Raw genomic sequence first — 24148 nt, 5'->3', positions numbered from 1 at the left:
CGCCATGACTTTCAACCCCGGCAACAAGCTCTACATTTCCGACGTGACCCTGCGTGACGGCATGCACGCCATCCGCCACCGGTACAGCCTGGATCAGGTCCAGGCCATCGCCCGGGCCCTGGACGCGGCCCGGGTCGACAGCATTGAAGTGGCCCACGGCGACGGCCTGCAGGGCTCCAGCTTCAACTACGGCTTCGGCGCCCACACCGATCTGGAATGGATCGAAGCCGCGGCCGATGTGCTCGAACACGCGCGCATCGCCACTCTGCTGCTGCCCGGCATCGGCACCGTGCACGACCTCAAGGCCGCCTACCGGGCCGGCGCCCGAGTGGTGCGGGTGGCCACTCACTGCACCGAGGCCGATGTCTCGCGCCAGCACATCGAATGCGCCCGGGAACTGGGCATGGACACCGTGGGCTTTCTGATGATGAGCCACATGACCAGCCCGGAAAATCTCGCCGTCCAGGCGCAGAAAATGGAAAGCTACGGCGCCACCTGCATCTACGTGGTGGACTCCGGAGGCGCCATGAACATGCAGGACATCCGCCTGCGCTTTCGGGCGCTGAAGGCCGTGCTCAAGCCGGACACCGCCACCGGCATGCACGCCCACCACAACCTCAGCCTGGGGGTGGCCAACTCCCTGGTGGCGGTGGAAGAAGGCTGCCAGCGCATCGACGCCAGCCTCGCCGGCATGGGCGCCGGGGCCGGCAATGCGCCGCTGGAAGTGTTCATCGCCGCCGCCGACAAGCTGGGCTGGAACCACGGCACCGACCTCTATCGCCTGATGGACGCCGCCGACGATCTGGTGCGCCCGCTGCAGGACCGACCGGTGCGGGTCGACCGCGAAACCCTGGCCCTGGGCTACGCCGGGGTCTACTCCAGCTTCCTGCGCCACGCCGAACAAGCCGCCCACAAGTACGACCTGAAAACCGTCGACATCCTGGTCGAGCTCGGCCGCCGGCGCATGGTCGGTGGCCAGGAAGACATGATCGTCGACGTCGCCCTCGACCTGCTCGCTGCCCGGGAGTCCCGCCCATGAACCTCGATCTTGCCCCCATCGCCAGCGCCCTGGATCAGGCCGCGCGCAACGCTCGCGCCCTGCCCCAGTTCAGCCGGCACAGGCCCTTCAACCTGGAGCAGGCCTACCAGATCCAGCGCGCCTCCATGGCCCACCGCTACGCCGATGGCGAACGCATGATCGGCCTCAAGCTGGGCTTCACCAGCCGCGCCAAGATGCTGCAGATGGGCGTCGACAGCCTGATCTGGGGCTGGCTCACCGACGCCATGCTGGAAGAGGACGGCGGCCTGCTGAACCTGGATCGCTACATCCACCCCCGGGCCGAACCGGAGCTGTGCTTCCTCACCCGGCGCGCCATCGACCGGCCGCTGACCCAGCTCGAAGCCGTGGACTATCTGGAGGCCGTGGCCCCGGCCATCGAGATCATCGACTCGCGCTACGAGGCGTTCAAATTCAGCCTGGAAGACGTGGTGGCGGACAACTGCTCCTCGGCCGGGCTGGTGGTCGGCCCCTGGTCCCGGGATTTTTCCACCCTGGCCAACGCCGGGGTACTGATGCGCCTGGACGGTGCCCTGGTGGAGGCCGGTTCGACCGCGGCGATCCTCGGCCATCCGCTGCGCAGCCTGGTGCACGCCTCGCAACTGCTGGCCCGGGCCGACATCAGCCTGCCCGCCGGCAGCCTGATCATGGCCGGCGCCGCCACCGCCGCCGTGGCCCTGACACCCGGCGCGCAGTTGACGGTGGAGATCAATGGCTACGGCGAATGCGCCTTCACCTGCAGCGGCCAGGCCCAAGGAGAACGCTCATGACCGTCAACCGCGCCACCCTGGTGCCGGGCAAGGCCAAGCCTCGGGGCCGCTTCCCCCATATCAAGCGCGCCGGCGATCTGCTGTTCGTCTCCGGCACCAGCTCCCGGCGCCCGGACAACAGCTTCGACGGCGTCGAAGTGGACGAGCTGGGCACCACCTGCCTGGACATTCGCGCCCAGACCCGGGCGGTGATCGAGAACATCCGCGATATCCTCGCCAGCGAAAACGCCGGGCTGCAGGACCTGGTGGAAATCAGCGCCTTCCTGGTGGATATGAACGACTTCGGTCCCTACAACCAGGTCTACGCCGAGTACTTCGACGAACAGGGCCCGACCCGCACCACCGTGGCCGTGCATCAGTTGCCGCATCCGCACCTGCGCATCGAAATCAAGGCGGTGGCCTACGCCCCGCTCAATCGCCGAGAACAATAACAATGGACAAGCACCACTACAGCGCACCGCTGAACTTCAACCGTTGGCTGGACGAACATGCCCATCTGCTGCAACCGCCGGTGGGCAACCGCCAGGTGTGGCAGGACGCCGACTTCATGGTCACCGTGGTCGGCGGCCCCAACCAGCGCACCGACTTTCACGACGACCCCATGGAAGAGTTCTTCTATCAGTTCAAGGGCAATGCCTACCTGAACATCTGGGACCGCGGCCGCTACGAACGCATCGACCTGCGTGAGGGCGACATCTACCTGATGGCGCCCCACGTCATTCATTCCCCGCAACGCCCAGAGCCCGGCAGCCTGTGCCTGGTGGTGGAGCGTCAGCGGCCCAAGGGCCTGCTGGACGCCCTGCAATGGTCCTGCGCCCGCTGCGGCACGCTGATCCAGCGCTATGAAATGCAGCTGCAGAGCATCGTCAACGACCTGCCTCCAGTCTACGAAGAGTTCTACGCCACCAGCCAGGAGCAGCGGCGTTGCACCGGCTGCGGCGAAATCCACCCGGGCCGCGACTGGCAGACCTGGCACCACACCCTCAAGGCAGCGACCCCCTTATGAAAATCGACATGCATTCGCACTTCTTCCCCGACATCAGCCAGGCCGAGGCCGCGCGCCTGGACCCGGTGCGCGCGCCCTGGCTGCACAAGGACGGCGCCCGGGGCCAAATCATGGTCGGCGACAAAGCCTTTCGTCCGGTGCACGACGTGCTCTGGGACCCGGCGCGACGTGTCGAGCACCTGGACGAGCAAGGCCTGGACCTGCAGATCATGTGCGCCACGCCGGTGATGTTCGCCTACGACGCGCCCATCGAACGGGCCCTGCCCTGGGCCCAGTTGATGAACGATCGGGCCATGGCCATGACCGCCGGCCACGAACGCCGGCTCAAGGTCCTGGCCCAGGTGCCGCTGCAGGACCTGGACGCCGCCTGCGCCGAAGCCAGCCGGGCCCAGGCCATCGGCCACGTCGGCGTGCAGATCGGCAACCACGTGGGCAATCACGACCTGGACCACGATCATCTGGTGACCTTTCTCGATCACTGCGCCCGTAACCAGATCCCGGTGCTGGTGCACCCCTGGGACATGATGGGCGGCGAGCGCATGCGCAAATGGATGCTGCCGTGGCTGGTGGCGATGCCGGCGGAAACCCAGCTGGGGATTCTGTCGCTGATTCTCTCCGGGGCGTTCGAGCGCCTGCCCGAATCCCTGCGCATCTGCTTCGCCCACGGCGGTGGCGGCTTCGCCTTTCTTCTGGGGCGGGTGGACAACGCCTGGCGTCACCGCGACATCGTCCGCGAAGACTGCCCGCAGTTGCCGTCCAGCTACGTCAAACGCTTCTTCGTCGACTCGGCGGTGTTCGATCCCGGCGCCCTGAAACTGCTGGTGAAAGTGATGGGCAGTGAACGGGTGATGCTGGGTTCGGACTCACCCTTCCCCCTCGGCGAACAGCGCATCGGCAGCGGCATCGCCGAACACCCGACCCTGGCCGAAGCCGACAAGGCACGCCTGCTCGGCGGCAACGCCCAGGACTTCTTCAACCTGTACTGAGTGCCCGCACTCAGCCCCTCATCCCCCTCGCTGCACCCGTCACCGTGGTCATCCGGCGGGCACCCCATGCCCGCCTCGAACAAAACCTATAAGGAGCCACCCATGTACGAGCGAACGCAACACCTGAGTGAACTCATCGACCGCAGCCCACTGGGCGCCTTGCAGATACGCGTGTTGCTGCTGTGTTTCCTGATCGTCCTGCTGGACGGTTTCGACACGGCCGCCATTGGCTACATCGCCCCCGAGCTGATCCACAGCTGGAACATCGAACGCGCGCAACTGGCCCCGGCCTTCGGTGCCGGGCTGTTCGGCATGCTCCTGGGCAGCTTCTGCTTCGGCCCCCTGGCCGACCGCCACGGACGCAAGAGCGTACTGCTGATTTGCGTGGCGATCTTCGGCCTGGGAACCCTGGCCACGGCGCTTTCACCGAACATCGAAGTGCTGAGCATCCTGCGCTTTGTCACCGGCATCGGCCTGGGCGGCGTGCTGCCCAACTGCATCACCCTGAGCTCGGAATACTCCCCGGCGCGGCGGCGCATGCTGCTGGTGACCCTGAGCTATTCCGGCTTCACCCTGGGCCTGGCCCTGGGCGGCGCGGTGGCCGGCGCGCTGCTGCCCCGGGTGGGCTGGCAGGGCCTGCTGCTGATCGGCGGCCTGGCGCCTCTGCTGCTGTTGCCGGTGCTGTACCTGGCGCTGCCGGAATCGGTGTGCTTCATGGCCAACAGCCCGCGCCACACCGCCACCTTGCGCCGCATCATCACCCGCATCAGCGGCCAGTCCGACTGGGAACGGGTGCGACTGGTGGGCGATAGCGGCGAGGCCGGCGCACGCTCGCCACTTTCAGCGTTGTTCAGCCCCGGCCAGCTGGCCCGCACCCTGCTGCTGTGGCTGACCTTCTTCTGCTGCCTGTTCGTGTTCTACCTGCTGACCAACTGGCTGCCCACGGTGCTGCGGGCCAGCGGCTACGACACCGGCGGCGCGGCACGGATCAGCGCCATGATTCCCTTTGGCGGCGTGCTCGGTGGCATCGCCATGGCCCTGCTGATGGACCGTATCGGCGCCCTGCGCATCCTGCCCTGGCTGTGCCTGATCGCCGCCTGCGCCCTGGCCCTGACCGGCAGCCAACTGCACAGCGCCGCCGGCACCCTGGCCATCGTGTTCCTGGCCGGCTTCAGCCTCACCGGCACCCTGAACAACCTCAGCGTGGTGGCCGCCACCCTCTACCCCACCGCCTCCCGGGCCACCGGCGTGGCCTGGGCCCTGGCGGCGGGCCGTGCCGGCTCGATCATCGGCTCGCTGCTCGGTGGCTGGCTGTTCGCCCAGGCCGGCGGCCTGCAGCAATTTTTCGCCTGGATCGCCGTGCCGGTGCTGCTGGCGGGATTGGCCCTGGGCTGGATGAAGCGTCTGGGGCATTCGGCCGCAATACCGACGAGCAAGGCCATGGAACAGGACTGAGCCCAAGCCGAGGTTATCGTCCAATAGCAGCGAGCCGCGCCTTCTTCGGGGGCGCGGCTCGCTGCTGTCAGGCCGGGTCGATTCAGAAGAGATCGATCGGGTAATCGGTAATCAGCCGGAACTCATCGATATTGCCCTCGCCCTGAGCCACGTTGGCCCGGTGCCAGGTCTGGCGCAGACGAAAGCTCAGGTCCTTGAGCGGGCCGTTCTGCACCACAAAGCGCGCTTCGAAGTTGATCTCGCGGTGCACGCCGTCCTGGCCATACATCCCGGCGTAGGCGCTGCCTGCCGGGGTGTGCGTGCCGTCGATGCCGGAGCCGCGCAGGTAGCGGGTCATCAGGTTCCAGCCGGGCATGCCGTAGCCGGCCAGCGACAGGTCGTAGCGCAGTTGCCAGGAACGCTCGTTGGGGCCGTTGAAGTCTGAGTACTGCACCGAGTTGGGCAGGTAGATCGAGGCGCCCTGGTCGCGGCCATTGCGGCCGTTGCGGTCCAGGTCGCCCACGCCCAGGTAGTCGAACGGGGTGTTGCCGTCGACGTTCTGCAGCGCCAGGGTCAGGCGGTGGGCGCCCAGGCCATAGAACACCGAGGCACCCAGGGTGGTGTTGTCGATGGCGCCGGCTCTGGCCCGACCGGTGTCGAGGGTGCGGTAGAGGTTGAGGTCGAAACCGGCCTGCTGGCCCTGCCCCAGGTCGGTACGGCCATTGAGGTTGGCGTAGTACTGGTTCCAGATGTCGGCGAAACGCGCCGCATAGAAGCTGGCGCCCCAGTCAGGCGTGAACCGGTACTGGCCGCCCAGGTAGTCCACCGAGGGCGTGGTGACGCCAGCATAGAAGGCCCAGAGGTCGCCATTGCTGTTGGTGGTGACGTGGCCGGTGGCCGAGGTGAAATGCCCGGCCTGCAGCTTGAGTTTGTCCAGTTCCTGACTGTCCAGGGCAAAGCCGGTGGCGGTTTCCGGGATCAGGCGGTTGTGGCCGACGGCGAACACCGGGGTGTCCACCGACTGCTCGCCGAAACGCAGCACACTTTCGGAGACTTTCAGTTTCAGCGCTGCACCGGCCTTGGCGTATTGGTCCGCCGGCTTGCCGTTGTCGTGGATCGGCAGGTTATAGGTGCCGGTCTTGCCCCCGGAGGCATCCAGCTTGAGCCCGAGAGTGGCGAAGGCATCCACGCCGACGCCGACCGTGCCCTGGGTGAACCCGGATTCGAAGCGGCCGATAAAGCCCTGGGTCCAGTCCTTGCGGTCGGCACGGCCGTCCTGGACGCTGCGGTTGAGGTAGTAGTTGCGGGCTTGGATGCGCAGATGGCTGTCCTCGATGAAACCGGCCGGCTCCTCCTCGGCCCCCTGGACGGTCCAGGGCAGGCAACCCAGCAGCGGTAACAGCAAAAGCGGTGAACGGCGCATTACGTCAGACATGGCAAAACCCTTGTGGATTATTGTTTTTGTAGAAGTGGCGACAGGGATCGACAGGGACCCAAAGGCCCCGTAGGAGCCGGCTTGCCGGCGAAAGCGATCACGCGGACCGCTTCGCCGACCAGCCGGCTCCCGCGAGCGGGGTGGTCCGGAACTCAGGGTTGGATCGGCAACGGCTTGGGCGCCGCGGCGTCCAGCGGGCGCTGGCCGCGAAAGCGCAGGTAGTAGATGAGCAGGATCAGCGCCAGGAACGGCAGCCCACAGACCAGGGTCAGGAAGAACTGCTCGGTGAACAGCGTGGTGATCATCACCGCCAGCATCAGCAACAGCCCTCCCAGGCTGGTCCAGGGGTAGCCCCAGAGCTTGAACGCCAAGGGTTCGGAGCCCTGTTGCCGGCGAAAGAACAGGTGGGTAAGGAAGATCCCGGCCCAAGTGAACATGGCGCCGAACATGGCGATCGACATCATCAGGGTGAAGGCCTGGTCGGCGTAGGCCAGGTACAGCAAGGTGGCCAGGGCAATCCCCAGGGACGACAGCAGCAGCGCCGCCAGGGGCACGCCGTTGCGGCTCAGGCGCCCGAACAGCGCCGGCGCCTGGCCGGCCCGGGACAGGCTGAACATCAGCCGCGTGGTGATGTACAGCTGGCTGTTCATCGCCGACAGCGCCGCCACCAGGATCACCGCATTGATCACCCCGCCGGCATAGGGAATGCCGGTGGCCGCCATGACCATGACAAAGGGGCTTTCGCCACCGGTGTTGCGGCTCCAGGGCACGATGGCCAGGACCAGGGCGATGGTCAGCAGGTAGAACACCACCAGGCGCACCATGGTGATGCGAAAGGCCCGGGTCACTGCACGTTCCGGGTCCTTGGCCTCGCCCGCGGCCACGGCGATCATCTCGATGCTCAGGTAACTGAAGAAGGCCACGATCACCGCCACCCAGGTGCCCCAGGCGCCGTTGGGAAAGAAGCCGCCCTCGTTGCTGTAGTTGGCAAAACCGATGCCCGAGCCGGGCGCCGCGCCGTACACCACCCAGGCCCCGAGCAGGATGAACACCAGGATGGCGCACAGCTTGAGCAGCGAGAACACATACTCGATGCCGCCGAACACCTTGACGCTGAAGGCGTTGGCCAGGATCAGCGCCAGGGAGAAACCGAGCATCCAGTAACCGCCGGGCACCTCGGGATACCAGTACTTCATGTACATCGCCGCCGCGGTGATTTCCGTGCCCACGGCAAACACGATGGAGGCCCAGTAGGCGTAGCGGATGGCAAAGCCGAACCAGGGCGCCACATAGAATTCGGCGAATGAACCGAACGAGCCGGACGTCGGATGGCGCACGGTCATTTCCGCCAGACAGCCCATCAGCAACAGGGCGATTACCGCGCCGATGGCGTAGCTCACCAGCACGCTGGGGCCGGCAAAGCCGATGGCGAAACTGCTGCCCAGAAACAGCCCGGTGCCGATGGCCCCGCCGATGGCGATCATCGACAGCTGGCCGCTGCTCAGGCTTTGCTTGAGGCCGTGTTCACGGTCTGCCACTTGTTTGAAGGTGCGTATTGTTTTTGTCATGACACTCTTGCTCCAAGGCTGGGCACGGGGTTCAGGTCACCGCTTTGCGGGCCAGGAACTGCGGCTGGTTCCATGCCTCGCTGACGAGGATGTCGCGCAGTGCGTCGACGCAGGTCCAGATGTCTTCAAAACGGTTGTACAGCGGGGCAAAACCGAAGCGCAGGATGTCCGGCGCGCGAAAATCACCGACGATGCCCCGGGCAATCAGGGCCTGCATCACCGGGTAGGCCTGGGGGTGGCTCAGGGAAACCTGGCTGCCGCGCTGCTGGGCATCGCGCGGGGTCTGCAACTGCACGCCCAACCCGGCCAGTTGCTCGTCACACAGGCGGATGAACAGCTCGGACAAGGCCAGGCTCTTGCTGCGCAAGGCATGCAGGTCAACGCCGTCGAACACCTCCAGCGCCGCTTCCAGGGCCAGCACGCCCAACTGCGGCGCGGTGCCCACCAGCATTCGGTCGAGGCTCGGGTGGGGCTGGTAGTCATGACTGAAATCGAAGGGCTTGGCGTGCCCGTGCCAACCGGTCAGCGGCTGGCGCAATTGGGCGATGTGACGCTCGGCGACAAACACAAAGGCCGGCGCGCCAGGGCCGCCATTGAGGTACTTGTAGCCGCAGCCCACGGCAAAGTCCGCGCCGGCCGCGTTCAGCTCCACCGGCATGGCGCCGGCCGAGTGGCACAGGTCCCAGACCACCAGCACGCCCAGCTCGTGGGCCCGCGCGGTGATCGCCGCCATGTCGTAGCGGCGGCCGGTCTTGTAGTTGACGTGGGTCAGGGAGAGGATCGCCACCTGGTCGCTGAGGGCATCGAGGACCTGCTCCGGGTCAACACACTGCAGCCGGCAACCGGTGAGCTCCGCGACGCCCTGGGCGATGTACACGTCGGTGGGAAAGTTGCCGTTCTCCGCCAGGATCACCCGGCGCGACGGCTGCATGCGCAAGGCCGCCACCAGCACCTTGAACAGGTTGATCGAGGTGGAGTCGGCCACTATCACTTCGTGCCCCTGGGCCCCGATCAGCCCGGCGATGCGGGCCCCGGTGCGCTGCGGCGCGGGGTACCAGTCGGCGTCGTTCCAGGAGTTGATCAGGCCCTCGGCCCACTCCACCTTGAGCACCTGCTCCAGGCGCGCCGGGACATGGGCCGGCATGGCCCCCAGGGAGTTGCCGTCGAGGTAGATCTTGTGTTGCGGCAAGGTAAAACGCTGGCGACAGAAGGCCAACGGGTCTGACTGATCCAACTGCTGGATCTGCTCCCGGGTACAGGGCGCGGAACGGCTCATGACGATCCCTCGGTATCGATGATTGGGCGCCGGGGTCGCAGCAAACGGCCACCAGCGAGTCCGGATGCTAGCCAGGGCCGTCATTACTGGATAATAGAAAAGGCGGCCCTTTATATTCCCGCTGGTAATACCCAATCCTGCTCACCGCCTGCCCTCCATCGGCGGGCCGCTCGGTAGCGCCGCAGCCGCAACAGCGCTGACGCAAAAGCCCTGTCGACGATTGATTGCAGCTTTTATTTGCGAAGGCTATTTCAAGTTGGTACGCCATGTGCAAACGTTTGCGAGTTGCAATTTTGTGGGTGTTCGCCACCGCCACGCGCGCGAACGGACATCAGGGACTTCACACCGCACGAACAGGGACTTTCCATGCACAACCGCTTCCCCCGTCATGGCCAATGGGCTGTTTCCCTCGGGCTGGCCGGCGTTACGGGTCTACTCAGTCACGCCGCACTGGCCCAATCCCCCGCCCCGGACGCATCAGCCCAGGGCGAAAGCCTGAGCGCCGATGTGCAATCCGCGAAACAGGGCGCCTACCTTTCCGACTGGTACAACCAGGACCTGATGCTGATCGGCAGCAAGGACATCAGCTTCGGCCCGCGCCCGGCGGACGACATCTACCTGGAGTACGAATACTTCGGGCGCAAGGGCCCCTTCGAGCTGTACGGCTACATCGACCTGCCGAAGATCCTCGACATCGGCAACAGCCACGACAAGGGCATCTGGGACCACGGCTCGCCGCTGTTCATGGAGCACGAACCGCGGATCTCCATCGATTACCTGGCCGGTCGCAGCCTGGCCATCGGCCCGATCAAGGAGTGGTATGTGGCCTTCGACTGGATCTACGACCACGGCAGCCGCACCGCCAACCGCGCCAACACCCTGTACAGCGGCCTGGGCACCGACATCGACACCCATTCGCGGGTCAATCTCTCGGCCAACTTCTACGGCCGCTACCAGTGGGAAAACTACGGCGCCAGCAACGAGTATTCCTGGGACGGCTACCGCGCCCAGCTCAAATACATCGTGCCCATCGACAGCTACAGCAACGGCGCCTCGCTGACCTACATCGGCTTCACCAATTTCGATTTCGGCTCCGACCTGCACAAGGACAACCCGGCGCGCACCGCCAATGCCACGGTGGCCACCAACGTGCTGCTGTACGCCTTCACTCACCTGCGCTTCACCCTGGTGGGCCGTTACTTCCACAACGGCGGCAACTGGGAAGACGGCAGCGTGCTGAATTTCGGCGACGGCGAGTTCCGTGCCCGCTCCAACGGCTGGGGCTATTACGCCGGGGTCGGGTATCAGTTCTAGAAGCTGAGGCAAGCTTCGAGCGGCAAACGGCAAGACAAGAACGGTTGCGATGAGTTGCAACCTGGATCAGGCAGGATAAGCGCCGGTTAACGGCAGTCATGGAGGTTGTATGCGTGGGATTAAAAAGGTTTCGTGGGTATTGGGACTGGGGGCTCTGCTGGCAGGCGGCGCCTGGGCCAACGAGGCACCGATCAAGCCCAAGGTGGTGCTGATCAGCATGTTCGCGCCTGAAGCGCAGCACTGGATCGAGCGCCTGGAGCTCAAGCGCGAGATTCGCGTGCCGGGGCTGGCGGCGGAGTATCCGAGCATTCGCTGCAATGACCGGGACGTGTGCCTGTTGACCACCGGCATGGGCCAGACCAATGCCGCGGCGTCGACCCTGGCGCTGGCCCTGTCGCCGAAGTTCGACCTGCGCAAAAGCTATTTCCTGATTGCCGGGATCGCCGGCATCAGCCCGCACCACGGCACCATCGGCACGGCCGCCTGGGCTCATTACCTGGTGGAGTTCGGCACCCAGTGGGAAATCGACTCCCGGGATGCGCCCAAGGACTGGCCCACCGGCTACCTGGGGATCAACACCAAGGGGCCGAACGAAAAACCGCCTCTGGACTACAAGACCGAAGTCTTCGAGCTCAACCCCAAGCTTCAGGCCAAGGCCTTCGCCCTGAGCCAGCGGGTGACCTTGAGCGAAAGCCAGGAATCGGCGGCCTGGCGCCTGAAATACCCCAAGGCCCCGGCCAACCAGCCGCCGGTGGTGACCCGCTGCGACACCCTGGCGGGCAACACCTGGTTTTCCGGTACTCGCCTGAGCGAACGGGCCGAAGTCTGGACCCGCCTGCTGACTGACAATAAAGGCACCTACTGCACCACCCAGCAGGAAGACAACTCCACCTACGAAGCCTTGCTGCGGGCCAGCCGCGAGGGTCTGGTGGACATCCAGCGCCTGGCGGTGCTACGCGCCGGTTCCGACTTCGACCGCCCGGCACCAGGGGCCAGCGAAGTGGACAACCTGCTCAAGTACGCCGACCAGGGCGGCTTTGTCCCGGCCCTGGAAAACCTCTACCGGGCCGGCAATCCGCTGGTGCAGGACATTCTCGACAACTGGTCGACCTGGGAAAAAGGCGTCCCCGAAGCCTGATCCGTGCCAACCCGCAGGCGCCGGCGTGCCGACGAAGGCGCGCTCAGGGCCATGACCGTTGGCGCCAGAGTCGGCCAATCAAAGTGAATTTTTGCGCCTGCGGGGGATCACTCAAGGATCACAGGGAGGAACAGAGGCTTTATGAACAACGCAAAACTCTTCGTCATCGAATACACCCTTCACGGCGCTCCCAAGTCCTTCATCATCCGCCAGGAAAAGATGGACAACGCCGAGGCCTGGCACTGGGCAAGCTGTGATGCGGGAGTGGGCCGCATCGGCCGTTTCGGCCGGGAACGGGTGAAGAAGACCAGCAAGCCCATGGCGGAAAAGTTCGGTATCGAGAATGTCACCTGGCGGCCTTCGGTCTAGGCCCGCCGCAAACGGGTGGAGCCGCAGCCCCACCCGTTTGCGCTCTTCAGCCGTGGGCGCCTTGGGCGCATTTGCACCCTTGGGTGGAAGCACAAGGCTCACCGTGGGCGTGATGATCGGCGCAAGCCTGACAGCAGTAGTGCTTGCCGTGACGGACAATCGCATGGGGCCCCAGCTTGCAGGTGCAGGCCGGACAGGCGCAGGTTTCATTGGACATGGCAGGGTTCCTTTTTATCAGTCTTTCAGGGGACTCGATCACCGCGCCACCTCAGACAATGGCGGCCACTGCACGGTGCGAGCCCTCCAAAGACTAGGCCAACCCAGCCCCCCCGCCACGCCAACAGCGACTAAAGTGATTCGGCCAGCGCCCGCATGGACCGATGGCCACCCCGGCCCGACCAGCCAATGATGCAGGCCGTGGTCATGCTGTCTCGACCTGACAAGAACAACCCAAGGTCATTCACCGCCCATGACGATTCTCTATGACGAAACCCTCGACGGCGCCCTGCCCGACGTCGACAAGCAGGCCCTGATCCGGGCCTTGCGCAGCCAATTGCCGGACCTGGAACTGCTGGACCAGGAGCCGCAGCTCAAGCCCTACGAATGCGACGGCCTCAGTGCCTATCGCACCACACCGATGCTGGTGGCCCTGCCGCGGCATCTGCACGAGGTCCAGCGCTTGCTGCAGATCTGCCATGAGCACCGGGTGCCAGTGGTCCCCCGAGGGGCCGGTACGGGTTTGTCCGGAGGCGCCCTGCCCCTGGAAAAAGGCCTGCTGCTGGTGATGGCGCGCTTCAAGGACATCCTGCAGATCGACCCGGCCGCCCGCTGCGCAAGGCTCCAGCCGGGGGTGCGCAACCTGGCGATTTCCCAGGCGGCGGCGCCTTTGGGCCTGTACTACGCCCCCGATCCTTCATCACAGATCGCTTGCTCGATCGGCGGCAACGTCGCGGAAAACGCCGGGGGCGTGCATTGCCTGAAATACGGCCTGACCGTGCACAACCTGCTGCAGGTGCAGATGCTCAGCGTCGACGGCCAAGCCATGACCCTGGGCAGTCAGGCCCTGGACGCGCCGGGATTCGACCTGCTGGCGCTGGTCACCGGCTCCGAGGGCCTGTTGGGGGTAATCACCGAGGTCACGGTCAAGCTGCTGCCCAAGCCGCCGATCGCCAAGGTGCTGCTGGCGGCCTTTGATTCGGTAGAAGCCGCCGGCCGCGCCGTGGCCGACATCATTGCCGCCGGGATCATCCCGGGTGGCCTGGAGATGATGGACAACCTGGCGATCCGCGCCGCCGAGGACTTCATCCACGCCGGCTACCCGGTGGACGCCGAAGCCATCCTGCTGTGCGAGCTGGACGGGGTGGAGGCCGATGTGCATGACGACTGCGAGCGGGTGCGCCAGGTGCTGGAACGCGCCGGCGCCAGCGAGGTACGCCTGGCCCGGGACGAAGCCGAGCGAGTGCGCTTCTGGGCCGGGCGCAAGAACGCCTTTCCAGCGGTGGGCCGCTTGTCCCCGGACTACTACTGCATGGACGGCACCATTCCCCGGCGTCAACTGCCGGGGGTGTTACGGGGCATTGCCCGTCTCGCCGCCGAGCATCAACTACGGGTGGCCAACGTGTTCCATGCCGGGGACGGCAACATGCACCCGCTGATCCTGTTCGATGCCAACCGGCCGGGCGAGCTGCAGCGGGCCGAGGCCCTGGGCGGCAAGATCCTCGAACTGTGCGTGGCGGTAGGCGGCAGCATCACCGGCGAACACGGCGTGGGCCGGGAGAAAATCAACCAGATGTGCGCCCAGTTCAACGCCCATGAGCTGGCGCTGTTCCATGGGGTCAAGGCCGCCTTCGATCCTGGCGGCCTGCTCAACCCCGGCAAGAACATCCCGACCCTGCAGCGCTGCGCCGAATTCGGCGCCATGCATATCCATCATGGGCAACTGCCCTTCCCCGAACTGGAGCGCTTCTGATGACGGCGCCACCCGACGGCGATGCCAGCGCCGCGCTGCTGGAACAGGTCCGCAACGCCTTGCAGGACAGCACCCCGTTGCGTATCCAGGGCTCCAACAGCAAAGCCTTTCTCGGCCGCGAGTGCGCCGGGGAAATCCTCGATACCCGCAGCCATCGCGGCATCGTCAGCTACGACCCCACGGAGCTGGTGATCAGCGCCCGGGCCGGCACTCCGCTCAGTGAGTTGCACGCCACCCTGGAGGCCGCCGGGCAGATGCTGCCCTGCGAGCCGCCATCGTTCGGCGCTGGCGCCACCCTGGGCGGCATGCTCGCCAGCGGCCTGTCCGGGCCGCGTCGGCCCTGGGCCGGCGCAGTGCGCGATTTCGTCCTCGGCACCCGGATCATCAGCGGCAGCGGCCAGCACCTGCGCTTTGGTGGCGAGGTGATGAAAAACGTCGCCGGTTATGACCTGTCGCGACTGATGGCCGGCAGCTACGGCTGCCTGGGGCTGATCACCGAAGTCTCGCTGAAGGTCCTGCCCAAGCCCCGGCAATGCCTGAGCCTGAGCCTGGAAATGACGCCCGGCCAAGCCCTGGCCAAGCTCGCCGAATGGGGCCAGCAGCCCTTGCCGATCAGCGCCGCCTGCCACGACGGCGAGCGCCTGCACCTGCGCCTGGAAGGCAGCGCAGGTTCGGTGGCCGCCGCCCATGAACGCCTGGGCGGCGAGCCCCTGGACGCGGGCTACTGGAGCCAGCTCAATGAACAGCAACTGGACTTCTTCAACCCCGGCCTGCCGCTGTGGCGCCTGTCGCTGCCGCACAACACGCCGCTGCTGGCACTGCCCGGCGAACAACTGCTGGACTGGGGCGGCGCCCAGCGCTGGCTGAAAACCGCTGCCACGGCCAGCGAGATCCGCGCCGCCGTCAGCGCCGTTGGCGGCCACGCCAGCTGCTACAGCCACGGCCTGCAGGACAGTCCGTTCCAGCCCCTGGCGCCGCCCCTGCTGCACTACCACCAACGGCTCAAGGCGCAGCTGGACCCGCAAGGGATCTTCAACCCCGGCCGACTCTACGCGGAGCTCTAGACCATGCAGACCACCCTCAGCCCCGAGGCCCGGCAACTGCCCCGGGCCGCCGAAGCCGAGCGCATCCTGCGCAGCTGCGTGCATTGCGGTTTCTGCAACGCCACCTGCCCTACCTACCAGTTGCTGGGCGACGAACTGGACGGCCCACGAGGGCGCATCTATCTGATCAAGCAGGTGCTCGAAGGCGCCACCGCCACCGCACAGGTCCAGCAACACCTGGACCGCTGCCTGTCGTGCCGCAACTGCGAAACCACCTGCCCGTCCGGGGTCGATTATCACCACCTGCTGGACATCGGCCGCGCCGTGGTGGATGCCGCCCTGCCCCGGCCCGCCGGCCAGCAACTGCTGCGCCGCGGACTGCGAGCGCTGAGTGCCAACCCGCAACTGTTCAAGGCCCTGATCCAGGGCGGCAGCCGCCTGCGTCCGCTGCTGCCCCAGGCGCTGCAGGCCAAGCTGCCGCGCCAGTTGCCCAGCGCCAAGCCGCGTCCGCCCCTGCGCCATGCACGGCGCGTGCTGTTGCTCGAAGGCTGCGTGCAACCGGGGCTGTCGCCCAATACCAATGCCGCGGCGGCGCGAGTCCTCGATCGCCTGGGCATCAGCGTGCAGCCGGTCGCCGAGGCAGGCTGCTGCGGCGCCGTGGACTATCACCTGGACGCCCAGGAAACCGGCCTGCAGCGCGCCCGGCGCAACATCGACGCCTGGTGGCCGCACCTGCAACAGGGCGCCGAGGCGATCATCCAGACCGCCAGCGGCTGCGGTGCCTTCATCAAGGATTACCAGCACCTGCTGGCCCATGACCCGGCCTACCGCGACAAGGCCCGGCAGGTCAGCACCCTGGCTCGGGACCTGGTGGAAGTGTTGCGCGCCGAACCCCTGGAGCAGCTCGGCGCCCACAGCGAACAGCGTCTGGCCTTCCACTGCCCCTGTACCCTGCAGCACGGGCAAAAGCTCGGCGGCGCCGTGGAAGCGCTGTTGCAGCGAGCGGGGTTCAACCTGACCACGGTGCCTGACAGCCATCTGTGCTGTGGCTCGGCAGGCACCTACTCCCTGACCCAGCCGACCCTGGCCCGACAACTGCGGGACGACAAGCTGCGGGCTCTGGAAAGCGGCCAGCCGGAGTTGATCGCCACCGCCAACATCGGTTGCCAGATCCACCTCGACAGTGCCGGCCGCACCCCGGTCCGCCACTGGATCGAGGTGCTGGAAGACGCGCTGAGCTAAGCGCCAGGTTTCAAGCTCGTGGCTTGCCACTCACGGCTTGCGGTGTGCGGCTCCGGTACATGAATAGCAACGCCAGGGCCAGGCACAGCATCGCCAGCACGCGGTGGGGTGACAGCTCGATGGCCGGGTTGCCGAACCAGCCGAAGTGGTCGATCAGCATGCCCATGCCCAGTTGTCCGAGGATCACCGCCACCGTGGCCACCGCGGTGCCGACCCGGGGCACCGCGCCGACCATCACCAGCATGTAGACCACGCCAAACAGCGCGCCAGTCAGTTGCCATTTCGGCGCCTGCAACAGGCTCATGGCCTGAGGGGGTTGGAAAAACACAATCAGCAGCCCGGTGATCAGGGCGCCCACAGCAAAGGTCAGCAGGCTGCTGCGCAACACCCCCACACTTTCACCCAGGCGGCCATTGATCGCCGCTTGCACACTGAGCACCGCACCCGCAGCCACCACCAGGACCAGCAAAAGAATCAGGTTCATGTTCAACCTCGGGCGATCAGGATCAGGGCCACGACAATCAGCACCAGGGCCAGCCAGCGTTCGCCATTGACCGGCTTGCGGGCGCTGCCGAACCAACCGAAATGGTCGATCAGCACGCTCTTGCCCACCTGCCCGGAGAGGATCGCGATCATGGTCATGGCAATGCCGATATGGGGCGTGGCCAAAGTCAGCACCACCACGTAGATCGGTCCCAGCACCCCGCCGAGCAATTGCCAGCGCGGCAGTTGGCTGAAGGCCGGCCCCGGCTGCGGACCGCTGAACAACAGCAGCAGAAACAGCAATGCCGTGCCCACGCCGAAGATGCTCAAGGTCGCCCACAAATGCCCGACCTGGGCGCCCAGCGGGCCGAGCAAGCCGGCCTCCACCGACAGGCCCATGCCCGCCAGAATCACCAGGGGCAACAACATCAAGCGCTGCCAGCCAGCGCGGGGTTCAACCTGGGCCGCCGAGGTCGGCAGCGCTGGATCTAACACATTGGAAGACATGCAACACCTGCTTGGGGATCAAGGAATGGCGGGCATTATCGATTGCGCCCTCTTTGCGATAAATGGGAGCATGCCGACAACACCTTTGCGTAAAACGCACAGCAAGGATTTCCTATGCAAGGCTTCAACGACCTGGGCTTCAAGGCCCTGCGCCTGTTCATCGCGGTGCTCGACCAGGGCAGTTTCTCCGCCGTGGCACGCCGCGAGGGGCTGGCGCCTTCGTCCATCTCGCGGCAGATCCAGCTCATGGAACAGGCCCTGGGCCAGCAGTTGCTTTATCGCCACACCCGCGCCGTCAGCCCCACCGAGGCCGGGCGCTTACTGGGCCACCATGCGCGGCGGGTGCTGGCGCAATGGGAAGAAGCCGAACAGGCGCTGCAGGAACAGCAGGACGAACCCGCCGGGCTGGTGCGGATCAATGCCCCAGTGGTGTTTGGCCAACGGCACCTGTCGCCCTGGCTGGGCGAGCTACTGGGCCGCTACCCCAAGCTGCAACTGGACATCCAGCAAACCGACAACTACATCGATCCTTTGCAGGACGGCACCGACCTGCTGTTTCGCATCGGCACCCTGGAAGATTCCTCGATGCAGGCACGCCTGCTGGCCCCGCAGCGCTACCGGGTGGCGGCCAGCCCCGCCTATCTGGAACGTCATGGCACGCCACAGCACCCGCAGCAGTTGCAGCAGCACCAGTGCCTGGCCTACAAGGGCGAAACCGGCCAGCAGCGCTGGTTCTTTCGCCGGGGCCGGGAAGACTGGACGCCCTACAGCGTCAAGGGCCCCCTGACCGGCAACCACGCCGACACCCTGACCCAGGCCGCCGAACAGGGCCTGGGGCTGGTGATGTTTCCTTCCTGGCTGATTGGCGAGGCCCTGCATCAAGGCCGCCTAGTGGCCTTGTTCGAAGGCTTCGACGTGGCCACCAGCCTCGAGCCGCAGCAGATTGCCGCCCTCTGGCCCGGCAGCCGGCGCCTCTCGCTGAAAGTGCGCACGGTGATCGACTTCTTCGTCGAGAAATTCGGCCCGGAGCCCTATTGGGATCGCCGCGCACCCGCCCCGTAACCGTAGGAGCTGGCTTGCCAGCGAAAGCGTCGGCAAGACCTGCACAAGACTCAGCGGCCCCTTCGCCGGCCAGCCGGCTCCTACAGGAAGAGTTGAGCAATCAGCCAGGCGTTGGCTGCGCTGATGACGGCGAACAGGCTCCAGGCCAGCCATCGCGTCGGCCAACGGTTGACGAACTCGCCCATCAGGCGCCGGTCGTTGGTCATGCGGATCAGCGGGTACAGGGCAAACGGCAGTTGCAGGCTCAGCACCACCTGGCTCAACACCAGCAGTTGGCCCACTGCGCCATCCCCCAGCAGCCAGACGCCAATGAACGCCGGAATCAGCGCCAGCCCGCGGGTGATCAGGCGTCGCTGCCAGCAGGGAATCCGCAGGTTCAGGTAGCCCTCCATGATCACCTGCCCGGCAATGGTCCCGGTGAAGGTCGAACTCTGCCCCGAGGCCAGCAGCGCCACGCCGAACAGCACGCTGGCCAGGGCTCCGCCCACCAGTGGGTCGAGCAGATGGTAGGCATCCTGGATCTCCACCACGTCGCTGTGGCCGGTGTTGTGGAAGGCCGCGGCGGCGAGGATCAGGATCGCCGCGTTGACCAGCAGCGCCAGGGCCAGGGAGCCGATGGTGTCGATGCGCGCCAGCTTGATGGCGTCGGCGCGACTGGCCCGGTCCTGGCCGATCAAGCGGGTCTGCACCACCGAGGTGTGCAGGTAGAGGTTGTGGGGCATCACCGTGGCGCCGAGGATGCCGATCGCCAGGTACAGCGGCGCCGCATCGCTGATGGCCGAGAGCGACGGGGTGAACCCCCGGGCCACGTCCGGCCAATAGGGTTTGATCAGCAGCAGTTCAATGAAAAAACACACGCCGATGGTCGCCACCAGCGCCAGCATGATCGCTTCCAGCCGGCGAAAACCGCGGTTCTGCAAGGCCAGGACCAACAGCGTATCGAAAGCGGTGATGACAATCCCGGTGCTCAGGGACACCCCCAGCAGCAGGTGGAACGCCAGGGCGCACCCCAGCACTTCGGCCAGGTCGGTGGCGATGATCGACACCTCGGCCGCCAGCCACTGGGCCCGGGCCGAACGGCGGCTGTAGCGCTCCCGGCACAGTTGCGCCAGGTCGCGCCCGGTGGCGATGCCCAGACGTGAGCACAGGCATTGCACCGCCATCCCCGCCAGGCTCGCCAGCAACACCACGAACAGCAGGTTGTAGCCATAGCGCGACCCCGCCTCGATGGCGGTGGCCCAGTTGCCCGGGTCCATGTAGCCGATGGAAATCAGCAACCCGGGGCCGGCAAAACGCAGCAGGCGCTTGAACAGCGAAGCGCCGGGATCGACGGACACGGAGCCCGCCACCTCCGGCGGACAAAAGGGGGCGGTGGCTATTTTCGGTAGGCTGAATTTCACGGGGATTTCCACGACGAATTGACGCAAGGGCTCAGCTTAGAGGTTTCAGCACAGCCACCCAAGCCTGATGTTTCATCCTGAAGGCGAGTATGCTGCTGCCACTCCTGCTCCTTGCGACGCCTGCTGCAGGTATCGATTTCCCGCCCAAGGTAACCCCGTGAACAGCGCTGCGACGCCCCCCGAACCCGACACCCAGCCCCCCTTCCTGCAACCCGGCGACCGGGTGCTGCTGTTCGATGGTGTGTGCAAGCTGTGTAACGCCTCGGTGCGTTTCGTCATCAGCCACGACAGCCAGCGGCGAATCAAACTGGCGTCGATGCAATCGCCCCAGGGCCAGGCGCTGCTGAAATGGTTCGGCCAGCCCACCGAGCAGTTCGACAGCGTGTTGCTGATCGAGGACCAGGGGCTGTCGCAACGCTCCGAGGCCTTTATCCGCCTGATGGCGCAACTGCCTGCCCCCTGGTGCTGGCTGCGCCTGTTGCGCTGGATTCCCCGACCACTGCGGGACTGGGGCTACGACCGTATCGCCGGCAACCGCTACCGCTGGTTCGGCCGGCATGATGTCTGCCTGCTGCCCAGCCCCGACCATCGCGGGCGCTTTCTCGACGACCCGTCCTGAGTCCGGAGCCGGCCAGCGCGCCTCAGCCGGGCTGACGGCGGAAGAACAGGGTCACCTGCCCCAGCTCGAAACCGAACTTGGTCATGTAGGAACGATTGGCCAGGGTGTTTTCGTCCAACAGGTACATCCAGTCATCGAAATGCACCTGATAGGTGGTGCCGTCCACCGGCAGGTTGAGCACGTAACGCCAGCGCAGGGCATTGCCGGAGACTTCGCCCCGGGCCTCGCCGACCACGTCGTCGGCGGTCCCGCGCCACAGGCCGGGCCCCGTCGGGACCAGGGTCCAGATCCGGGTCTGGCGGGTGCCATCGCTGTAGGTAAAGTCCTCATGCATGATGAGTTTCTCGCCTTCGCTGCGGCTGTTGATCTGCACATGGAAGCGCTTGATCACTTCACCGGAGCGCTTCTGGAACAGGCCCCAGGCCTCCACCCGGCCACTGAAGAACTGCCGCAGTTCCAGCTCGGGCTTCTGGTCACGGTACTGCTTGACGTCGGTGTCGCTGCAAGCAACCAGGCCAAGGCACAGCACCAGCAAGTATTTCTTGAACATGGAACATCTCCTGTGCTGCGCCCGCTATCGGCCCAGCAGTTGTGCGCGCAACTGCGGATTGCGGGTGCGCGGGTCGAGCCAGATGGCGAAAAACGCTCGGGCGAAGGCCTCGTCGTCGACCACGTGCTGCAAGCGCTGGTCGACAAAGAACTGCACCCCGCGACCGGGCAGGAACACCCCGGTAATGCGCTGGCCCGGTTCGACATCGACAAAGGCGCGCTGCATCTGCGCCTGCCAATCCTTGAGTTGCTCCGGGCTGACTGCAGTGCCGGACAAACGCTGGATCTCATCCAGGCTGGTCTGCACCAGCTCGTCACGACGGATCGTGCGCCGATAAGTCAGCTCCAGGGCAAAGGGGCTTTCGGCCGTCAACGGCAAGGCCGTGCCCCAGAGCCGCGCGTTGTAGACCTTGAAGCCGAACCAGCTGAACTCACCGCTGCCCAGCAGCCGTGCATTGGGCAGCGACTCTTGCCAGCCGGCACTGGCGGTGGCGCTGAACAACACCAGCAGCCACAACAACCGCGCCGCGAGCACTCGCCGGATGCTGTTCATTCAAGACCGCCTGGGCAATAGCTGGAGAAATTCCTGGCGGGTGCTGGCGCAGTCGCGAAAGGCCCCGAGCATCACTGAGGTGTTCATCAGCGAGTTCTGCTTCTCGACCCCGCGCATCATCATGCACATGTGCCGCGCCTGGATGACCACCGCCACCCCGGCCGCCCCGGTCACTTCCTGGACCGCCTCGGCAATCTGCCGGGTCAGGTTTTCCTGGATCTGCAGGCGTCGCGCATACATGTCGACGATCCGCGCCACCTTGGACAGCCCCAGCACCTTGCCGGTGGGGATGTAAGCCACATGGGCCTGACCGATGAAGGGCAGCAGATGGTGCTCGCACAGGGAATACAGCTCGATGTCCTGAACCATCACCATCTCGTCGCTGGTGGAGCTGAACAACGCGCCGTTGACCAACTCTTCGAGGCTGGTGTCGTAACCGTGACACAGATAACGCAAGGCCTTTGACGCTCGCTGCGGGGTATCCCGCAGGCCCTCGCGGGATGGATCTTCACCCAGCCCCTGAAGAATGCAGTGGAAATGCTCGGAGAGAGGATCGTACATGGCGCACAGGTTCCGCAAAGTGAATGAGGCGGGCAAATCCTTGCACGCGCCAAGGGAAAAAAAAGGGCCCCGAGGTGACCAACCACACAACTGGCCCAGCCCTGATTCCACCAGGGCTTGACCTCGGGAACCCCAAAGTGTGGAGAGTGACAGCCTGGACAGCTAAAACTGGCCAGTGATCACCTCATCTCACACTGAAAAACCTATACGAGAATTTCATTTTTGTACAACTTTTATCGATAAAAACCCGATAAAACCCGTAAATACTTGTACAAAAAGCTCAAAAACCGATTCAGCCTCAATGTTTCGTACAAGAAAACCCCGCACCACCCTGCTCTCTCCGATGCTTCGCTTTTTGCCAGATACACGTGCCAGATACGCGCCAAATGCCGGGTTGGATGCTAGGGTCTGCACGAAAACTCTCCGAGCAACGATCAGGCAAGGCAAAAACAGGCGAGGAACGGCCGGGGTCGCGCTCGACTGTAGAGGCCTCCATGAGCATTCCGATCGGACTCGCGCACGAGCCTGTATCTACCTAGCGCCGAAGGCGCAAAGTGCGCAGCATGATCGAAGCGCAGGTAGTTCTCGGACAGAGCCTAGCGTGGTGCACCGCTCATCCATCGAGTCCGCTCATGCTGCTATCGAGACTGCTCACGCTGTTGATTTCCCTGGCGAGCAAGCGCTGGGGACCGAATGTTGCCGGCTGGCTTGCGGGTTTTCCAATGCTCGGCAGCGTGCTGGCGATGTTCTCCCACCAGAGTCACGACGTGGCCTTCACCACCGTGCTGCTGCGCTCGCTGAGCACCGGCCCGTATTCCTTGGCGGCGTTCTGCCTGGTGCAGGCCCTGGGGCTAATGGTATTTGCGCCGGGACTAGGGGTGTCGATACTGGTTTTAGGGTCGTGTAAGGAGAGGAAGCCCGTACAAGACTGAACAGAAGTGCCCGAGAACATTATTCTAAGGAGCGCTAAAAAGGCTCCAAACTTCAAATTGCCCTGGGTTAGAGAGGGACAGAATGACTATTTCAGTAGCGCAGCGCTCCTACTCCGGCGAAGTTGAGTTACACGCTCACGACTATCCGCAAATCGTATTGCCTCAGTTCGGCTCGATGGAGATAGAGGTGGAAGGCCGAGCCGGCCGGGTCGACTGGAGCCAAGGCGTCCTGATACACCCCAGTGCTCGCCACAGTTTTCTGAGTCAGAATCAAAACCGTTTTCTTGTGCTCGACCTCCCTGACAGCGACAGCTTGGATACCTTACAGCCCGAAACATTTTTCACCATCGGTCCAGCCTTGCGCCACCTGCTTGAGTACGCCCGACATAACCCAGCAATAGCGGCCGAGTCCGACTTGACCGTCAAGGCATGGAGCAGCCTGGTGCTATCAAGCCTGTCCATCAAGCAGCCACCTCCACCCCGACAACAGGCATTGAGTCGCGCTCTGGATCATATCCAGAAGAACCTTAGCAGCCCGCTAAGTGCCCATACTATTGCCTTAGCAGCCGGGATCAGCGAGCGCCAGCTGTACTTGTTGTTTGAGCGGTATATGGGTTGTTCTCCCTTTGCTCATATCACCCAGTTGCGCCTGAACTGTGCAATCGAGATGCTCAGTACCAGTCATTTACCCATCAGCGAAATTGCACAGCGAGTGGGCTATGCCGACCAAAGTGCATTGACCCATGCTCTGAAAAAAGCACGCCAGTTGACCCCCGGCACCCTGCGCCGACAAGCATTCAATGGCAGTTGCTGAGCAGTCTGGAACAAAATTCAAGCAGGCTTGTACAAGATTTTCGGCAGCCTCCTATTTAGGC

The 24148-nt window shown here is 65.0% G+C and carries 27 protein-coding genes; 16 read left to right on the top strand and 11 right to left on the bottom strand.

Features of this window, described 5'->3' with window-relative positions:
* Window positions 1–4: 4 nt before the first annotated feature.
* From dmpG to KHO49_RS25815, 6 genes are all read left to right on the top strand, one after another.
* Entirely contained in the window at window positions 5–1039 is a 1035-nt protein-coding gene (dmpG, locus tag KHO49_RS25840) for a 4-hydroxy-2-oxovalerate aldolase (RefSeq protein WP_213666069.1), read from the top strand.
* The gene (locus KHO49_RS25835; RefSeq protein WP_213666068.1) at window positions 1036–1827 is read left to right on the top strand and encodes a 2-keto-4-pentenoate hydratase; all 792 of its coding nucleotides are present in this window, start codon (window positions 1036–1038) and stop codon (window positions 1825–1827) included. Before dmpG ends, KHO49_RS25835 begins: the two co-directional genes overlap by 4 nt.
* Window positions 1824–2258, top strand: a complete 435-nt coding sequence (locus KHO49_RS25830) for a RidA family protein (protein WP_102880017.1) — start codon at window positions 1824–1826, stop codon at window positions 2256–2258. Before KHO49_RS25835 ends, KHO49_RS25830 begins: the two co-directional genes overlap by 4 nt.
* 2 nt (window positions 2259–2260) lie before the next feature.
* Window positions 2261–2833, top strand: coding sequence for a 3-hydroxyanthranilate 3,4-dioxygenase (locus KHO49_RS25825; RefSeq protein WP_016965505.1), 573 nt, complete (start codon window positions 2261–2263; stop codon window positions 2831–2833).
* Window positions 2830–3819, top strand: coding sequence for an amidohydrolase family protein (locus tag KHO49_RS25820; RefSeq protein ID WP_213666067.1), 990 nt, complete (start codon window positions 2830–2832; stop codon window positions 3817–3819). Before KHO49_RS25825 ends, KHO49_RS25820 begins: the two co-directional genes overlap by 4 nt.
* Before the next feature lie 102 nt (window positions 3820–3921).
* On the top strand, window positions 3922–5274 hold the full coding sequence (locus KHO49_RS25815; protein WP_213666066.1) for an MFS transporter: 1353 nt from the start codon (window positions 3922–3924) through the stop codon (window positions 5272–5274).
* A gap of 82 nt (window positions 5275–5356) precedes the next feature.
* On the opposite strand, the gene KHO49_RS25810 is transcribed toward KHO49_RS25815, so the two are convergent.
* The 3 genes from KHO49_RS25810 to kynU all read right to left on the bottom strand — a co-directional run bounded on the left by KHO49_RS25810 (window position 5357) and on the right by kynU (window position 9532).
* On the bottom strand, window positions 5357–6688 hold the full coding sequence (locus KHO49_RS25810; protein ID WP_213666065.1) for an OprD family porin: 1332 nt from the start codon (window positions 6686–6688) through the stop codon (window positions 5357–5359).
* Window positions 6689–6840: 152 nt separating this feature from the next.
* Window positions 6841–8256, bottom strand: a complete 1416-nt coding sequence (locus KHO49_RS25805) for an amino acid permease (RefSeq protein WP_110594942.1) — start codon at window positions 8254–8256, stop codon at window positions 6841–6843.
* Between the two features lie 31 nt (window positions 8257–8287).
* Window positions 8288–9532 (bottom strand): kynureninase, encoded by a 1245-nt coding sequence (gene kynU / locus KHO49_RS25800; RefSeq protein WP_110594943.1) that lies wholly within the window; start codon window positions 9530–9532, stop codon window positions 8288–8290.
* Window positions 9533–9898: 366 nt separating this feature from the next.
* Here kynU and KHO49_RS25795 point away from each other — a divergent pair, with 366 nt between their 5' ends.
* From KHO49_RS25795 to KHO49_RS25785, 3 genes are all read left to right on the top strand, one after another.
* Complete coding sequence (locus KHO49_RS25795; protein ID WP_102880023.1) at window positions 9899–10846, top strand: nucleoside-specific channel-forming protein Tsx; 948 nt, start codon at window positions 9899–9901, stop codon at window positions 10844–10846.
* A 109-nt stretch (window positions 10847–10955) separates the two neighbouring features.
* Complete coding sequence (locus KHO49_RS25790; RefSeq protein ID WP_213666064.1) at window positions 10956–11984, top strand: purine-nucleoside phosphorylase; 1029 nt, start codon at window positions 10956–10958, stop codon at window positions 11982–11984.
* 141 nt (window positions 11985–12125) lie between these two features.
* Complete coding sequence (locus KHO49_RS25785; protein ID WP_011060569.1) at window positions 12126–12353, top strand: DUF6555 family protein; 228 nt, start codon at window positions 12126–12128, stop codon at window positions 12351–12353.
* Window positions 12354–12399: 46 nt separating this feature from the next.
* Here KHO49_RS25785 and KHO49_RS25780 read toward each other — a convergent pair whose 3' ends face one another.
* A complete protein-coding gene (locus KHO49_RS25780) occupies window positions 12400–12570 on the bottom strand; it encodes a metallothionein (RefSeq protein ID WP_102864137.1) in 171 nt (56 codons plus the stop codon).
* Window positions 12571–12822: 252 nt separating this feature from the next.
* Here KHO49_RS25780 and glcD point away from each other — a divergent pair, with 252 nt between their 5' ends.
* The 3 genes from glcD to glcF are packed head-to-tail and all read left to right on the top strand — an operon-like array spanning window position 12823 to window position 16607.
* Entirely contained in the window at window positions 12823–14322 is a 1500-nt protein-coding gene (glcD, locus tag KHO49_RS25775; RefSeq protein WP_102880025.1) for a glycolate oxidase subunit GlcD, read from the top strand.
* Window positions 14322–15386 carry a glycolate oxidase subunit GlcE gene (gene glcE, locus KHO49_RS25770; RefSeq protein ID WP_213666063.1) on the top strand — a complete coding sequence of 355 codons (1065 nt, stop codon included), beginning with the start codon at window positions 14322–14324 and terminating at the stop codon, window positions 15384–15386. Before glcD ends, glcE begins: the two co-directional genes overlap by 1 nt.
* A 3-nt stretch (window positions 15387–15389) precedes the next feature.
* Window positions 15390–16607, top strand: coding sequence for a glycolate oxidase subunit GlcF (glcF, locus tag KHO49_RS25765; protein ID WP_213666062.1), 1218 nt, complete (start codon window positions 15390–15392; stop codon window positions 16605–16607).
* Between the two features lie 10 nt (window positions 16608–16617).
* Here glcF and KHO49_RS25760 read toward each other — a convergent pair whose 3' ends face one another.
* A complete protein-coding gene (locus KHO49_RS25760) occupies window positions 16618–17091 on the bottom strand; it encodes a DMT family transporter (protein ID WP_102880028.1) in 474 nt (157 codons plus the stop codon).
* 2 nt (window positions 17092–17093) lie between these two features.
* The gene (locus KHO49_RS25755; RefSeq protein ID WP_249735905.1) at window positions 17094–17519 is read right to left on the bottom strand and encodes a DMT family transporter; all 426 of its coding nucleotides are present in this window, start codon (window positions 17517–17519) and stop codon (window positions 17094–17096) included.
* A 192-nt stretch (window positions 17520–17711) separates the two neighbouring features.
* Here KHO49_RS25755 and KHO49_RS25750 point away from each other — a divergent pair, with 192 nt between their 5' ends.
* Window positions 17712–18659 (top strand): LysR family transcriptional regulator, encoded by a 948-nt coding sequence (locus KHO49_RS25750; protein WP_110653030.1) that lies wholly within the window; start codon window positions 17712–17714, stop codon window positions 18657–18659.
* 80 nt (window positions 18660–18739) lie between these two features.
* Here the strand turns inward: KHO49_RS25750 and KHO49_RS25745 are convergent, their stop codons facing one another.
* Entirely contained in the window at window positions 18740–20059 is a 1320-nt protein-coding gene (locus tag KHO49_RS25745) for an Nramp family divalent metal transporter (protein ID WP_102880031.1), read from the bottom strand.
* A gap of 157 nt (window positions 20060–20216) precedes the next feature.
* Here KHO49_RS25745 and KHO49_RS25740 point away from each other — a divergent pair, with 157 nt between their 5' ends.
* A complete protein-coding gene (locus KHO49_RS25740; protein ID WP_258379762.1) occupies window positions 20217–20678 on the top strand; it encodes a thiol-disulfide oxidoreductase DCC family protein in 462 nt (153 codons plus the stop codon).
* 22 nt (window positions 20679–20700) lie between these two features.
* Here the strand turns inward: KHO49_RS25740 and KHO49_RS25735 are convergent, their stop codons facing one another.
* From KHO49_RS25735 to KHO49_RS25720, 4 genes are all read right to left on the bottom strand, one after another.
* A complete protein-coding gene (locus KHO49_RS25735) occupies window positions 20701–21228 on the bottom strand; it encodes a DUF3833 domain-containing protein (protein ID WP_102880033.1) in 528 nt (175 codons plus the stop codon).
* 24 nt (window positions 21229–21252) lie between these two features.
* A complete protein-coding gene (locus KHO49_RS25730; protein ID WP_102880034.1) occupies window positions 21253–21780 on the bottom strand; it encodes a chalcone isomerase family protein in 528 nt (175 codons plus the stop codon).
* Complete coding sequence (folE, locus tag KHO49_RS25725; RefSeq protein ID WP_102864126.1) at window positions 21781–22341, bottom strand: GTP cyclohydrolase I FolE; 561 nt, start codon at window positions 22339–22341, stop codon at window positions 21781–21783.
* A 216-nt stretch (window positions 22342–22557) separates the two neighbouring features.
* The gene (locus KHO49_RS25720; protein ID WP_213666061.1) at window positions 22558–22755 is read right to left on the bottom strand and encodes a hypothetical protein; all 198 of its coding nucleotides are present in this window, start codon (window positions 22753–22755) and stop codon (window positions 22558–22560) included.
* Between the two features lie 149 nt (window positions 22756–22904).
* Here KHO49_RS25720 and KHO49_RS25715 point away from each other — a divergent pair, with 149 nt between their 5' ends.
* Window positions 22905–23273: a hypothetical protein gene (locus KHO49_RS25715; RefSeq protein ID WP_146232621.1), complete on the top strand. Its 369-nt coding sequence runs from the start codon at window positions 22905–22907 to the stop codon at window positions 23271–23273.
* 82 nt (window positions 23274–23355) lie between these two features.
* Complete coding sequence (locus tag KHO49_RS25710; RefSeq protein ID WP_249735849.1) at window positions 23356–24087, top strand: AraC family transcriptional regulator; 732 nt, start codon at window positions 23356–23358, stop codon at window positions 24085–24087.
* Window positions 24088–24148: the final 61 nt, after the last annotated feature.

The sequence above is a fragment of the Pseudomonas sp. RC4D1 genome (genome assembly GCF_018390395.1).
In the GTDB taxonomy this organism is placed as follows: domain Bacteria; phylum Pseudomonadota; class Gammaproteobacteria; order Pseudomonadales; family Pseudomonadaceae; genus Aquipseudomonas; species Aquipseudomonas danubii.
This window is presented reverse-complemented; position numbering and strand designations above follow the sequence as displayed.